Source organism: Acinetobacter sp. YH12043, assembly GCF_013419915.1.
GTDB lineage: Bacteria > Pseudomonadota > Gammaproteobacteria > Pseudomonadales > Moraxellaceae > Acinetobacter.
In genome coordinates, this window is the sequence record NZ_VOZD01000017.1 from 58,061 (window position 1) to 72,022 (window position 13,962).

Here is a 13,962-nt window from a genome sequence, read left to right on the forward strand (position 1 = left end):
TATTTCCTTAAAAAATCAATATACAGATTCAAACTGAATGCCTAGTACAGATAGCGAATTCTTTTTCTCTCTTTAAAAAAAGGTAAATATTTTTATATTCTATTTTCATGCTTTACATGCTAATACATAGCATAAACTTCACAACCATAAGAATTGCCATGAATACTTTAAAAACATCCCTTCTCACCTCTCTACTTTCATTTTCTGTTTTGGGTGTAAGTGTGAGTCAGGCTGCTGAACCTGCACCGATTACTTCACAAAAACAAGTTGCTGGCTACTACCATCACCAAATTGGTAATACTCAGATTACTGCCCTGCTCGATGGTACAAACTACTTAAATCCATCGATGTTTAAAGGCCTAAATGATGCAGAAAAAACAGAAATTTTGAAGAAGTATCATGCCGATCAAGCCAAAGGTATACAGACATCTGTTAATGCCTTCCTGATTAATACAGGCAATCAACTACTCATGGTGGATAGCGGCGCTGCAAGCTGCTTTGGTGCCCACTTAGGCTCAATTTATAACAACCTCAAGGCATCAGGTTATCAGCCTGCACAAGTGAGTGGCATTTTCCTGACTCATCTCCACCCTGATCATGTTTGTGGCATTTCAAATAATGGCGCAGCAAATTATCCAAATGCCACCTTACATATTTCCAAAACCGAGTATGACTACTGGCTGAGTCCAAATACCGTCAAAAAACTACCGAAAGACCAGCAGGAAGGTTTCTTAGGCACCGTAGAGAAAATTAAAGCAGCTCTTGCACCCTATGAAAAAGCTAAAAAAGTGAAAGTCTTTTCTGATAAATCTTTAGCTTTTGGTGGGGTCGAGTTTAAGCCATCCTTTGGTCATACCCCAGGGCATTACAGCTTTAAACTCAAAGCCGATGGTCAAGAAGTGGTTTTTGTCGGTGACATCGTCCATTCACATACCTTGCAATTCGACAAACCTGAAACAGCCATAGAATTCGATGTCGATCCTAAAACTGCGGTGCAAACCCGTTTAAAGCATTTTGCTGAATACGCCAAGCAAGGTCAGACCATTGCAGCGCCACATTTACCATTCCCGGGGATCGGTCATATTTACTCTAAAGATGGAAAGAGCTATCAATGGATTCCTGTACATTTTAAAGATTAATTGAATACTTCAGAGATTTTAGCTCCGGATGAAACCCTAATTTATTAGGGTTTTATTTATTGGAGATATAGCTAATCAATAGCCTATATGACTTCTAAAATTTAAAATCATGATGTGCTTTTGCAATTCAAAATCATCTTTCATTTAATTTTTTAAATTTTTTCTTAAAAATCCTTTCACTTTTCATGTGCACCTTTAGCACACATTTTTAACACGCCATTTTCCTTGATAAAGCTAAATATCTAAAAAACAAAATATAAATTTAAATTTTATCTTTTCTTATGATGTCTTAGTTTGGTGCATAAAATTCTATTGTGCTTTATATCGAGTCTTGTCAGTTTCAAGAAATTCTTTATCAAAATTTCCCTTGCTAGTAACTCTTTTCGAATCAGTTTGCCTCTATATACTGGATTTCTTTTGTGATTCTATGCACTAAATTGGAACGCATAATGCAGAATATAGACTTATTATTTCTCCTTCTCGGTGCAGTTCTAGTGCTTGCCATGCATGCAGGATTTGCGTTTTTAGAACTAGGGACAGTTCGCCATAAGAATCAGGTCAATGCCTTAAGTAAAATTCTCACTGACTTTTCTCTATCCGCCATTGCTTACTTTTTAGTGGGCTATTATATTGCCTATGGTCAGCATTTTTTCCACGATGCCTCTACTTTAGCAGCCGATCATGGTTATAACCTGATGCGTTGTTTCTTCCTGCTGACCTTTGCCGCAGCTATTCCTGCGATTATCTCGGGAGGCATTGCTGAACGGGCCAAAATGCGTTCGCAGGCTTTAGCTACTTTATTTCTGGTGGCTCTGATTTATCCATTTTTTGAAGGGATGATCTGGAATGGCAACTTTGGTTTTCAGGATTGGTTGGCAGATACCTTTGGGGCCAGCTTCCATGATTTCGCCGGCTCTGTGGTCGTGCATGGTATGGGGGGCTGGATTGCTCTAGCTGCAGTCGTTTTACTTGGTGCACGTAATGGACGCTATAAAAATGATGGTCGGATTACTGCACATCCACCGTCATCCATCCCCTTCCTTGCTTTAGGCTCATGGATTCTGATTGTCGGCTGGTTTGGCTTTAATGTGATGAGTGCACAGCGCCTGGATGCCATTTCCGGACTGGTTGCGATTAACTCTTTAATGGCGATGGTTGGTGGAACCATTGCAGCAAAAGTAGCCGGTAAAGATGACCCCGGCTTCTTGCACAACGGCCCATTAGCTGGACTGGTTGCCATCTGTGCAGGTTCTGATGTGGTACATCCACTGGGTGCATTATTTATCGGAATCAGCGCAGGCGTGATTTTTGTAAAACTCTTTACCTATACTCAAAATAAACTCAAAGTTGATGATGTATTAGGGGTTTGGCCTTTGCATGGCGTATGCGGTGCTTTTGGTGGAATTGCTGTCGGTATATTCGGTCAGCAATGGCTCGGAGGCATGGGCGGTGTTTCTATCATTTCACAATTATTCGGTACCGTACTCGCGATTGTAGTGGCTCTGGCAGGTGGATTTCTGGTTTATGGTCTGCTGAAAGTGTTGATCGGTATTCGTCTGAGTCAGGAAGAAGAATTTACCGGTGCAGATTTATCTATTCACCGGATTTCCGCTAATTCCGAAGAAAATATTTTTTAAGCACCAAATTAAAAAAGCCCCGAATCATCGGGGCTTTTTTTATAGTCTGTGATAATTGGAAAATTACTTCATCCCAAAGATCAGCTTTAAGCCAAGCACGGTCATGACCGCCCCTGCTGCACGGTCAAAGCCAGCTTTAAATTTTAAATACACACGACGCGGTTTTTCGGCAGAAAGTGCAACGGCCACCAGCGAGCACCAGCCTGCATCAATAAAGAAACATAAAACCGGCAATACAAAGTAAAAGTAAGTTGGAATTTCTTTAGGTAAAAGCGCAGTAAAAATACTGGCCAATACAATGGCAATTTTTGGGTTAGATAATTGAGTAATCAAGCCTGTCATATAGGCGCGACGTAAGGACATCTGAGTTTGACTGTCATCGCCTGCATCGATCGGTTCTTTGGCATGCTTGATAATTTTAAAAGCCAACCAGAGCAGATATAAACCACCACAAATTTTAAGCGCCAGATAGGCAGATGGCACAGCCAGCAAAAATGCCTGCAAACCTAAAACTGCAAGCAGACCAAAAATAGCTGCCCCTGTTCCGGTACCTAAAGCTGTAAATAGGCCATGCTTACGTGAGATCGCAATTGAATTTTTCGCTACATAAATAGAAGTCGGTCCGGGGCTCATTGCACCTAACATGAGGGCAAAGGCAATTGAACCTAAAATCCAAAATGATTCCACGTGACCATCCAAACTTAAAATGAATGGCTTATTTTAAGTAAAAATAATTTATTTTGCTTTAATATTTCTACACAAATGATGCAATATTTGTGCGAAATTCCGCTATTTTTTCAGTTGGTCTTGAGCGATGAAAGATGAATCAATCATCTTATAATCATGGTCATGCACCGGCACTCCGCCAATGATCATGCTTCGTGTATCAGTTTTAGGTTTATTCAGCGGATCATCACAGCCAGATAAGCCCAAGAGCAATACACTTAAAATCGTACAGGATAGTATTTTCATTATTCTATCCTCCTCTAAGTTCCCTATAAGATTCAGATTAGCAAATTTGTTTAAATTTTCAGCATATGAATTGTGACAATCTACAAAATTTTATTCTTAGTTTAAGGAGCTCATGATTCTGCCATCCTGCTGATTCTATTTCGCTATAATTTGCTCATTCTTAGCTTATGAAAATACCATGTTTGAAAAAATCGCCCAGCATATTCCAGACCAGCGCATCTGGCTGAAAGACAGTTTTGTAACCATACGCCGTCTGGATCTGGTGCATCCGCAAATATCAGGCAACAAGTTTTTTAAACTGAAATACAACTTTCTGGAAGCACAGCAACTTGGCTTTAAAAAGCTGCTAACTTTTGGTGGCGCTTATTCCAATCATATTGCCGCAACGGCGTTTGCAGCACGGCAGTTTGGCTTTGAGAGTGTCGGCATTATTCGGGGTGAAGAACTGGCTCATCAGCCTTTAAACCCCACTTTAGCGTTGGCACAACAATTTGGCATGCAGTTACATTTTGTGAGTCGTGAAGAATATCGACGTAAACAGGACGCTAATTATCTAGAAGCGTTAGCACAAAAGTTTCCTGCACATTACATCATTCCTGAAGGCGGTACTAATGCATTGGCGATTCGGGGATGTCAGGAGATTCTAAAGGACGGCGATGCACAATTTGACGTGATCTGCTGTGCTGTAGGCACTGGTGGCACGATTACAGGTTTGATTGAAGCCAGCCAGCCTCATCAACAGGTAGTAGGATTTTCTGCCTTAAAAGGCGATTTCCTGAATAAGGAGGTGGCTAAACTGACCAAGAAAAGAAACTGGTCCATTCTCGATGATTATTGTTGCAGTGGTTATGCCAAAACCACTCCTGAACTGATCCAGTTTATACAGCACTTTGAAGCTGAATATGATATTCCCTTAGAGCAAATTTATACTGGAAAAATGCTGTTGGGAATTTCAAATCTGATTGAAAAAGGCTGCTTTCCACCAGAAACAAAACTGCTGATCCTGCATACTGGTGGACTACAAGGTCGAAATATTTAACTCGCTTAGAGTTCTGATCGAAACTTAAATGCCTATCGGATTATTTCCGTTTAAGGCAATCAGCCCTTTTACCAGCCGATATACATGCCAGACAAAGACAAGAAAAATAATCACAAAACCGATCAGAATTACGGTGAGCAGACCACCCAGAATATAGCCCAGTAAGCTGAACCAGAAGGTTTTAATCTGCCAGTCCACATGACTTTCTAGCCAGGTGCCTCGCATTTCATCACGTTTAATATAATTCATGATAATGGCGATTAATGGGGTTATTCCCAGGAAAAAACCCAGTAGATGAAGAATATAGCTGATCAGATTATATTGTTTGTATGCTGCCGTATCCGTCATAAATTATTCCTTTTCATTGTGATTATTTTTTAGGCATGACAAAACTATGCATGAATCCGCCAGCTGCTTCAAATTATTTATGATAAATATTCGCTAACACGTTGTAATTCGGGCAGCCCCTTTCAAGAATAGCCAAAGCTGAAATAAAATTGTCTATAATGCTCCCCTTTCTTCTCCCTTGAGTGTGTCATGTCTGTTCAGCAATACGATGTTTTGGTCATAGGTGCAGGTGCATCAGGTTTAATGACGGCCTATATGGCAGCACAACGTGGTCGTAAAGTCGTAGTCGTTGAAAAAGCCAATAAGGTGGGTAAGAAAATCCTGATGTCCGGTGGCGGAAAATGTAATTTCACCAACCTCTATGTCGAACCTGAAAATTTCATCTCGCACAATCCGCATTTCGTGATTTCAGCACTGACCCGCTATACCAACTGGGATTTTATTAGCATGGTCTGCGAATATGGCATCGAATATGAAGAACGTAAACATGGACAGTTATTCACCTTAAATGGTGCTAAAGAAATTCTGGCGATGTTGCTGTCCGAATGTGACAAAACCGGTCTGGTCGAGATCAAAACCAACTGCGAAGTGAAAGCTATCAACACTGTAGACGATCAAGGATTTCAGGTAGCCACTTCTTTAGGATATTTTGAAGTGGAATCTGTTGTGGTTGCTTCAGGTGGCCTGTCAATTCCAACCTTAGGCGGTTCAGGCATCGGCTATGAGATTGCCAAACAGTTTGGACATCATGTCTATCCAACCCGTGCCGGTCTGGTGCCCTTTACTTTCTCGGATAGTTTCAAGGAAGTCACCACCCGTCTGAGCGGTAATGCAGTTGAAGCCACGCTGTCCAATGATTTAAACAGTTTTACTGAAGCTTTACTGTTTACCCATCGTGGTCTGAGCGGCCCTAGCTCCCTACAACTGTCAAATTACTGGGATGTTGGCCAAAGCTTTAAGGTTGATTTTCTACCAAGTGTCGACCTGTTTGATTTCTTTAAATCTAAAAAACAGAGTCAGCCTAAAGTTCTGCTACGTACACTATTGACCGAATATTTACCGAAGAGCGTAGTACTAGAATTACAGAATCTGATCTGGACTGAAGTAGCTGAAACATTCATCGGCAATATCAGTGATGACAAGCTGGAACAGATTGCCAAACGTTTAAGTGGCTTTGAACTGAAGCCTTCTGGAACTGAAGGTTACCGGACAGCTGAAGTGACTTTGGGCGGCGTAGATACAACCGAAGTTTCATCTAAAACCATGGAAAGCAAAAAGCAGAAAGGCTTGTATTTTGTGGGCGAGATACTGGATGTGACTGGTCATTTGGGAGGTTTTAACTTCCAATGGGCATGGTCATCAGCACATGCCGCATCGGAATATGTTTAATACAAAGATGATCTAGGAAAAGAAAATACTACGCTTATTCCAGATAATCCGTTTTAAACAGGCTGAGATTGGCCGTATTTTCTAAACGGTCAATCGTCAGTTGCATTTTCTGAGCCGCTTCCTGCAGATGTAAGGGTACTTGATCTGCCATAGGTGCCATGAATTTATGCTGAAATGTTTTCCACATCTTATTGATCTCCTTTTTCTTTATATTTTTAATGCAAGAAAAACACCAAAATCATTTTAGTATTCACTTGAATATTCTATATTTTTTAAAAAAGAAATTCTATGTATAGTGACTAGGCAGTATTTCGACTTAGTTAAATTCGTCTGGATCAGGTATTTTCTTATCCAGCTCTTTTTCAGCCTGCTCATCCTGTTTGCTTTTCACAAAGACAAATCGATAAGCAGCCGTGAAAAAGCCAATGGTTATGCCTGCTATCACTAAGGGTGCTAACAGATTATTCGGTTTCTTGGCATTCATTCAGATTTCCTCAGGATTAAAAAAATCGACCACTCAAGCGTGGCCGATTTTGTTTAAATAGAACAGGTTAATTCGGGTCATCTTTTTTTGGATGACTATCGACATCCGGTTCTTCTTCACCTGTAGAACCAAATGGATTATTCGCTGGTGGATGAGTTGGATCAACTTGAAGCGAATCCGGTACAGCCTGATCGACATCTGGTGTCACCTGATCTACACCTGAAGCTTCATCATCCTGCGGTGCAGTGGTCAAGGTCGCTGGCGTACTATTGGATAAATTGGTACGCATTGGCGTATTGTCATCTTGTGATTGATCTTGATTCGGCACAATATTTTCTCCTGTAGTTGAACTGCCTGCACCTGTAGTACCACTGACATCAGCACCTAAGCCTGAAGTCATGATATTAGTTTCATTTTTCAAAGGATTCGGCTCTTTAGCTTCTCGTTTAGCTTTATCGATCAAATCAGTCAGTACACGTTCTGCTGGTTGACGGCCACCGAGACCAAAGGCCAAGGCAAATGCCACAGCAACAGCACCCAGAGTTAAACCGAAGGCCAGATTCACGATCGAGTCAGCAATGCCCATGGCACGTAGACCCATCGCAATGACCAGACCCATGATCAGTACACGAACTAGGTTCGCTAACCAGCGTGAACTGTTGTATTCACCACGTTGCACAATATTGGCAACTACATTGGCCAGCCAGAAGCCAATCACCAGGATCACAGCACCTAGCAGGATGTTTGCACCGAAGTAGATGAACATCGCGATCAGGCCACTCACCTGTTCAAAGCCTAAACGGTCCGCAGCTTCGGAAACTGCAAATAGCATGGTGAACAGTACAATCAGATAACCCACCAGACTTGATAGTTTGGTTTTGCCCAGGAAACGTTGTAGATCCAGTTTAGCTGGAACCTCATCTACGCCTGTTCCGGCAACGACTTCAGTCACTAGACGTGCTACCAGTCTAGACACCACATAAGCCAGAATCAGAATCAGTGCAGCAGCAATGATATTTGGAATGGCATTCATGATCTCATACAGCATTGCAGTTGCTGGTTGAGAAATTGCTTCAATACCCAATGCTTCAAACGCAATGATTAATGACGTAATAATTACGACTGCGAAGATGAATGAACCAATCAGTTGAGCGACATTCGAGTTTTTGAAAATGCCGACTTTCTCAGCTTGATGTTGAATATTCAAGCTGTTGAGCAAACCTTCGACAATACCGCGAACAATTTTTGCCAGAATGTATCCGACAAATACAATAACTGCAGCAATGAAGATATTAGGCAGATAACTTACGACATCCGTCAGCATGTTCTGCACAGGTAGTAATAAACCGTGTAGACCTAGAATCGACAAGACGATTGGCAAGAACAGCAGTAAAATCAGCCAGTAAACAATTTCACTGATATTTTGGCTAATTGGGCTGACACCGACTTCGGCACTCAGCTTTTCATCCAGCTGGGTGCGATCAAGCATTTTTTGCAAGCCGACTTTGACCAGATTTGCCACAATCCACCCAACAAAGCCCACAGCAACAGCCGCCAGCAATTGTGGAATAAAGAGCAGGAACTGCTGGATCATATTACTGAACGGTCCGCTCACTGCTGTCAGATTCAACACGTTAAGCGCACCGATGACCGCAATAATCAGAATAATCCAGAACACAACACGAGCGATAATACTCTCGACATTAGAGCGATGTCCTGTCGCTGCATTTAAGTGTGTATTGGTCCCTAGTTTTTGCAAGATTTTTTTAACACCTGCCGAGACGAGTAATGCAATAATCCAACCTAGGACTAATATGGCAATTGCACTAAGAATTGGATGAAACTGATCCCAGTAGTACATGGCATCATAGCCACCACGTGGGCCTCTCATATAATCATTCATGTTTTCTGCCCTCTTTGTTATTACGCTATTTGTCTGAATTCACGAGCTTATTTTTGAAATCTTCAGCTCTTTCCGATTGCTTATAAAGCTTGAACTTCCTGTGCTTAGCTTGCCTGGAGATACAGAACTTTGAAAAACATCACCACCTATTGCAAAAAAGCCCTAGTCATGAACCAGAGCTTTTTTTAATAATTCCAATTATTGGGTGGCCTGTTGAGCATCAGTTGCAGTAGCTTCTGCTGTATCTTGTGACATTTCGCCTACAGTGGCTGTTGCTTCTGTCATCGCATCATCTGCAGTAGCCATTGCTTCATTGCTTTCACCGCCTGGAGTAGCCGCCGGACTACCATTATTGGTAGGGGCTTCAGTTGCTGGTACTGGTGTATTAGGCTGGGTCGCAGGTGCATCTGGCTTCACATCTGCAAACATATAAAACAGGACTGCCAGTAAAAAGATACCGACCAAAATCAGGATATACACAGGAATGCGCTTCTTCTGCGTAATTGCTGCCTGATCATGCAAAGGTGGTTTTTTATTAAAATCATCAACCATGACCATTCTCACTCTTTCTTATTCATAAGTAGATTTTTATCATAACAAGCAGTTATCACAGCTTCTGTGACAAAAGATGGTGAGATAGTGAATGGATGTAAGTTATATGTATGAGTCTGATGAACTTGGTATTAGTTTCAAAAAGAGGCACTTTCTAGCGTGAACATACTATGGTCTTATGGTTAGAAACTCTCTTCCCAGACAGTTGATACTGCCGGTTTTTAGCTGATTTATCAGGAATTGAATTGCCTATAAAATAAACAATATACCACTATGATTTTATTAAATTTTAAGCACATTTTAAGTGGGCTAAAACATGCTGTAAAAATACCGTTTTTCAATATACCTGCTACTTTGCGCAAAATACGTTATAATTATCCACCTTATTTTTCATGCACCCGAGTTTTATGGCGTACCGTCAACAGAGTGTATCGCTTGATCTTGACACTGACGTCACACATCAATGTGCTTTGCACTACACTCGTGATCAGCATCTGATTGGAATCATTGAATTTAGCAAACCGAGCTTTATGCTACGCTGGCAAGATCTGGAATATTTCCGCCGCCGTACTGAAGAAATGTCGGTGATGCCTTTTCCGGACTGCATTAATGCCATGGTCATTGATGTAAGGAATGTTGCAGCTTGGCTAGATAATGACGTTCCGATTATTCCATGGCGCCTACTGGAAGAAGATTGTCCGGTACGTCTAGTTGTGCCTGCGGATCGAATCGAACATTATGCTGGTTTCTTTGAGCCGACCTGGTTAACGACCGATACAGATACTGCCATTCAGGAAATCCGTGACTTTATGGATATGTTTGTTCACTAATATGACAGTATGAAAAAAACCTCCATGACGGAGGTTTTTTTGTGCCTAAAACTCCTCCCTTTAATAAAAGGAGGTTGGGAGGGATTAAATTCGGTTTATTTAATTCTTTGTTTTTAAATTCACCCCGCCCCTTCTTTATTAAAGGAAAGGATTTATTCCCTCTCCTCTTAGGAGAGGGTTAGGGATAGGTAAATTATTTAAGACTCTTACCATTACGAAGCAATGCTGCTCACCTTTTAGAAAGGGAGGAACTCTAAAGGAATTACCAATAATTCTCTACCGCAATATTTCCTTCACCACGGCGGTTCATGGTCAGACCACGTGCTTTTAGCGCTTCTTTGGTATCTTCGACCATTTCCGGGTTTCCACAGAGCATCACGTGACTGGTTTCAGGATTAAGCTGGAGTCCTGCTGCCCGTTCAAGTTCCCCATTTTCAATCAAAATCGGTAAACGATGGTGAAGTGCTGCTTCAGGATCACGGGTAATGATTGGAATAAATTTAAAGCCAGTATAACCTTCGCCAAAGCTCTCGGCAATTTCCTGAATACGGTCGACATAAGCCAGTTCGTCTTGCGTACGGACGCTATAAACCAGGTTAATATGTTTATATTTATTCCAGGTTTCAAAGTCTTGCAGCATGGATAAAAATGGTGCCAGACCTGTACCTGTGCCAAGCAGCCATAAATCTTGTGGTAATGGCAATTGATAACGTGCCAAAGTCAGATAGCCATAGGGAATTTTGTCTAAGTAGAGTTCGTAACCTACTTTAAGATGTTGTAAATTCGAAGTAAATTTCCCTTCCGGAACCACAATCGAAAAAAATTCCAGCGTTTCATCAAATGGTGATGACACGACTGAATATGCCCGAACGACCAGTTCATCCCCCACTTTCAAGCCAATACGCGCAAACTGTCCTGCCGTAAACTTGAAATGTGCAGGTCTGGTCATGGTGAAACTAAACAGCGTATTGGTCCAACGGTGTACAGATAAAACCTTTTCTAAGCTAAATTTTTCAATAGACATGATTCAAACGTGGCATCAAAGACTATGCTCATGGTAGCATGACAGCATAATTTATTAATATTTTTTAAATGTTAAGGCTCTATTCATGCGCATGACTTTACGCCAGTTGGCTGTTTTTGTAGCAGTTGCTCAAGAAGGCACCGTCACCAAAGCCAGTGATGCAGTCAAACTCACCCAAAGTGCGGCGAGTATGGCTTTAGCAGATTTAGAAGATGGTCTTGGCGCGCCTTTATTCGACCGTCTTGGTAAGCGTTTACAGCTCAATGACTTAGGTCGTTTTCTTCTCCCGCAAGCTCTTGAAATTCTTGGCCGCTGTGAAGCTTTCGAGCAGGCAGCCAAAGGTGAACTGCAAAGCATTGACCTTCGTCTCGGTGCAACGCTGACCATTTCCGACTATCTGATGCCAGACCTGATGGCGGATTTCCTGAAAATCCAGCCACAGGCTCACTTGCAACTTCAAGTCGGCAATACCCGTCAAATGATCGAAGCTGTAAATCAGTTCCAGCTAGATTTGGCCCTGATTGAAGGTTCTTGTCATTTACCGCAGCTGCAATGTATTCATTGGCGCGATGATGAACTGGCAGTATGCTGTGCGCCGGATCATCCTCTGGCTCAGCTAAACCGTCCGCTTACTGCTGAAGATTTTAAATCGGTTGAATGGATTTTACGTGAAGAAGGTTCAGGGACTCGTGAAGTCTTTGATAATGCCATTCTAAAAGATGTGCCTGATGCCAATATCCGTCTGACGCTAGGTCATAATGAAGCAATTCTGAAGATTGTGGCAGGTGGTTTAGGGATGTCCTGTATTTCCAAGCTGGCAATTGAACCTTTACAGGAAAAAGGCCAACTGGTGATTCTGGATACTCCATTCTGGTCACTCACCCGTCCTTTATTTATGCTGGTACACCGCCAGAAATATCAAGGCCCCGGTCTTAAAGCTTTTATGAAATTCTGTGAAGCTTAAAATTTTGTTGAAATAAAAAAGCGCCTAAGGGCGCTTTTTTATTACCTGAATAAATGTCTCTTACTAATTTCTTCCTTAAACTGTCTTTCACATGGAACACCGTCATGATTTCCATCCATCTGAGTACCCGGGCAATTTCGCAAAAAGAATACCGCTTCATCATAAGAGCGCATCTGGCTACAATGGGTTCTACCATCACATTGATAAGGTGAAGACACTGAAGTGGATGAGGCAGTACTTCTAATAGGAGTATTTGTGGATACCTCTAAATTCTTCCTTCCTTGTTCACTTAGGCCTTGTTCAGGTAAGTTACCTAAAGCAGCACGTTGTTCTGAAACAAGCCTTTTTTGTTCTTGCATTAAATGCTCAAGTTGCTGTTGCTTTTGTATTTTATAGTTTTGGTATTTTCCATAAACCAATACAGCAAGTATCACGATAATGATTAAACCAATGCCTGTAATCAATTTTGATAAAACTGAATTTTTAGGCTGACGATAAGGTACTGCTCTTTCGATCTGAAGATCATTATGTTGACTAACAATTTTTGAAGGTGTCTTTTGATATGAGATATCTAAACGAACAATATGATCTGCTTTAAACTTGCCTGCATCCTGTACTTTGAGAAACTTTAAACTTTCTCCAACTTTTGGTGGCACGTTCTTATTTGGGAAGTCTTTAATATGGAAGAATAAATCTTTTGACTCACCAGCTATCTCAATAAAACCAAAACCTCGTTCTTCGTTATAGGTCTTGATCTTCCCCTCTAAAAACATAATTCACTCTACTGTTTGATATTTTTAATTATTGTATTCAAAAAGCGTTTTAAATTCTAAAATAAAAAAAGCACCATAAGATGCTTTTTTTATTTGAAGGATGAGACAAATATCTTAATAAATGAGAACCTAACTTAAATTTCTCCAAAAATTATAAATCCAATCGCTGTTACCAGAATCAACCAGAGTGTGGGACTAAAGAAAATAGTATTGCGTGCCGGATTGACTATTGCAGAAGTAGAAGCTAGAGATGGTAATACAACTACTTCAGAAACGAACTCTTCCTGATGCTTGATATCCAGACGTACCATATTCTCCAGCTGAATCGTATTTTGCTCTTCAATTATTCTAAATTTAAGTCGTTCTCCGACTTGAGGCGCGATTTCAGGTGAAGGTAGTTGATCTAACTGAAAATTAAGCTCCTGTGCATTATTTTTTAGTTCAATACTCCCAGTCCCACGTACAGCATCATAGGTTTTAATTCTTCCATCTGTAAACATGATATGTGTCCCTAGATCATTCAACAGATGCGTAGTTTATATGGAAGGGATTAAAGGATATTGTTGAGCTTTGGTGGGTATTTTATTGTTTTCGCAACATTTTATAAGGTTCTGATTACACAAGATTCCTACAACTTACGTAAACTCATAACTCAAATAAAAAAGAGGCTCTAGAGCCCACTGCTGCCCCATAGTTTGCTTTAAATAAAAAAACCTGAGTCCTAACAGTTAAAATATGAGTGCAAACAAACACTTTAACGACCAGGATTCAGGTTTTGTCCCATCAGAATACCGTATTTCATGAGCTAATTAAACCTGTTGTGCGACAGGATTTTGAACAACTTGCTAAAGTACACCATGTTGGACAGAAATTTAGAGCGGCTTCCCGGTGGGATCAGTTTATTGCCA

At 41.0% G+C, this 13,962-nt stretch carries 17 protein-coding genes; 7 read left to right on the forward strand and 10 right to left on the reverse strand.

Going from position 1 to position 13,962, the window contains the following annotated elements; genetic code table 11:
* The first annotated feature begins 158 nt into the window (after positions 1-158).
* Together FTU01_RS09740 and FTU01_RS09745 are read left to right on the forward strand one after the other, a co-directional pair.
* On the forward strand, positions 159-1,139 hold the full coding sequence (locus FTU01_RS09740; RefSeq protein WP_180138916.1) for an MBL fold metallo-hydrolase: 981 nt from the start codon (positions 159-161) through the stop codon (positions 1,137-1,139).
* A 449-nt stretch (positions 1,140-1,588) separates the two neighbouring features.
* Positions 1,589-2,776, forward strand: a complete 1,188-nt coding sequence (locus tag FTU01_RS09745; RefSeq protein ID WP_180004410.1) for an ammonium transporter — start codon at positions 1,589-1,591, stop codon at positions 2,774-2,776.
* A 63-nt stretch (positions 2,777-2,839) separates the two neighbouring features.
* Here the strand turns inward: FTU01_RS09745 and FTU01_RS09750 are convergent, their stop codons facing one another.
* Positions 2,840-3,463, reverse strand: a complete 624-nt coding sequence (locus tag FTU01_RS09750) for a LysE family translocator (RefSeq protein WP_004785033.1) — start codon at positions 3,461-3,463, stop codon at positions 2,840-2,842.
* A gap of 102 nt (positions 3,464-3,565) precedes the next feature.
* Positions 3,566-3,748: an NF038215 family lipoprotein gene (locus FTU01_RS09755; protein ID WP_180138918.1), complete on the reverse strand. Its 183-nt coding sequence runs from the start codon at positions 3,746-3,748 to the stop codon at positions 3,566-3,568.
* A gap of 178 nt (positions 3,749-3,926) precedes the next feature.
* Between FTU01_RS09755 and FTU01_RS09760 the strand changes: the two genes are divergently transcribed.
* On the forward strand, positions 3,927-4,787 hold the full coding sequence (locus FTU01_RS09760) for a 1-aminocyclopropane-1-carboxylate deaminase/D-cysteine desulfhydrase (RefSeq protein WP_180138920.1): 861 nt from the start codon (positions 3,927-3,929) through the stop codon (positions 4,785-4,787).
* 24 nt (positions 4,788-4,811) lie between these two features.
* Here the strand turns inward: FTU01_RS09760 and FTU01_RS09765 are convergent, their stop codons facing one another.
* Positions 4,812-5,135 carry a hypothetical protein gene (locus tag FTU01_RS09765; RefSeq protein WP_179992647.1) on the reverse strand — a complete coding sequence of 108 codons (324 nt, stop codon included), beginning with the start codon at positions 5,133-5,135 and terminating at the stop codon, positions 4,812-4,814.
* 189 nt (positions 5,136-5,324) lie between these two features.
* Here FTU01_RS09765 and FTU01_RS09770 point away from each other — a divergent pair, with 189 nt between their 5' ends.
* Positions 5,325-6,524, forward strand: a complete 1,200-nt coding sequence (locus FTU01_RS09770) for an NAD(P)/FAD-dependent oxidoreductase (protein WP_180052829.1) — start codon at positions 5,325-5,327, stop codon at positions 6,522-6,524.
* Positions 6,525-6,558: 34 nt separating this feature from the next.
* Here the strand turns inward: FTU01_RS09770 and FTU01_RS09775 are convergent, their stop codons facing one another.
* The 4 genes from FTU01_RS09775 to FTU01_RS09790 all read right to left on the reverse strand — a co-directional run bounded on the left by FTU01_RS09775 (position 6,559) and on the right by FTU01_RS09790 (position 9,463).
* The gene (locus tag FTU01_RS09775) at positions 6,559-6,711 is read right to left on the reverse strand and encodes a hypothetical protein (RefSeq protein WP_179992649.1); all 153 of its coding nucleotides are present in this window, start codon (positions 6,709-6,711) and stop codon (positions 6,559-6,561) included.
* A 129-nt stretch (positions 6,712-6,840) separates the two neighbouring features.
* Complete coding sequence (locus tag FTU01_RS09780; protein ID WP_179992650.1) at positions 6,841-7,008, reverse strand: hypothetical protein; 168 nt, start codon at positions 7,006-7,008, stop codon at positions 6,841-6,843.
* Between the two features lie 67 nt (positions 7,009-7,075).
* Positions 7,076-8,911: a mechanosensitive ion channel gene (locus tag FTU01_RS09785; protein ID WP_180138922.1), complete on the reverse strand. Its 1,836-nt coding sequence runs from the start codon at positions 8,909-8,911 to the stop codon at positions 7,076-7,078.
* A 198-nt stretch (positions 8,912-9,109) separates the two neighbouring features.
* Entirely contained in the window at positions 9,110-9,463 is a 354-nt protein-coding gene (locus FTU01_RS09790; RefSeq protein ID WP_180138924.1) for a hypothetical protein, read from the reverse strand.
* Between the two features lie 407 nt (positions 9,464-9,870).
* Between FTU01_RS09790 and FTU01_RS09795 the strand changes: the two genes are divergently transcribed.
* The gene (locus tag FTU01_RS09795; RefSeq protein WP_005237048.1) at positions 9,871-10,293 is read left to right on the forward strand and encodes a hypothetical protein; all 423 of its coding nucleotides are present in this window, start codon (positions 9,871-9,873) and stop codon (positions 10,291-10,293) included.
* A 262-nt stretch (positions 10,294-10,555) separates the two neighbouring features.
* On the opposite strand, the gene FTU01_RS09800 is transcribed toward FTU01_RS09795, so the two are convergent.
* Positions 10,556-11,317 (reverse strand): ferredoxin--NADP reductase, encoded by a 762-nt coding sequence (locus FTU01_RS09800; RefSeq protein ID WP_180138926.1) that lies wholly within the window; start codon positions 11,315-11,317, stop codon positions 10,556-10,558.
* 85 nt (positions 11,318-11,402) lie between these two features.
* Here FTU01_RS09800 and gigC point away from each other — a divergent pair, with 85 nt between their 5' ends.
* Positions 11,403-12,281: a LysR family transcriptional regulator GigC gene (gene gigC / locus FTU01_RS09805; RefSeq protein ID WP_180138928.1), complete on the forward strand. Its 879-nt coding sequence runs from the start codon at positions 11,403-11,405 to the stop codon at positions 12,279-12,281.
* A gap of 41 nt (positions 12,282-12,322) precedes the next feature.
* Here the strand turns inward: gigC and FTU01_RS09810 are convergent, their stop codons facing one another.
* The gene (locus tag FTU01_RS09810) at positions 12,323-13,054 is read right to left on the reverse strand and encodes a cold shock domain-containing protein (RefSeq protein WP_034702024.1); all 732 of its coding nucleotides are present in this window, start codon (positions 13,052-13,054) and stop codon (positions 12,323-12,325) included.
* Positions 13,055-13,188: 134 nt separating this feature from the next.
* Entirely contained in the window at positions 13,189-13,554 is a 366-nt protein-coding gene (locus tag FTU01_RS09815; protein ID WP_004785062.1) for a hypothetical protein, read from the reverse strand.
* A gap of 275 nt (positions 13,555-13,829) precedes the next feature.
* Between FTU01_RS09815 and FTU01_RS09820 the strand changes: the two genes are divergently transcribed.
* Positions 13,830-13,962 (forward strand): DUF4372 domain-containing protein (locus FTU01_RS09820; protein WP_180004150.1); only part of this gene is annotated, 133 nt, incomplete at its 3' end.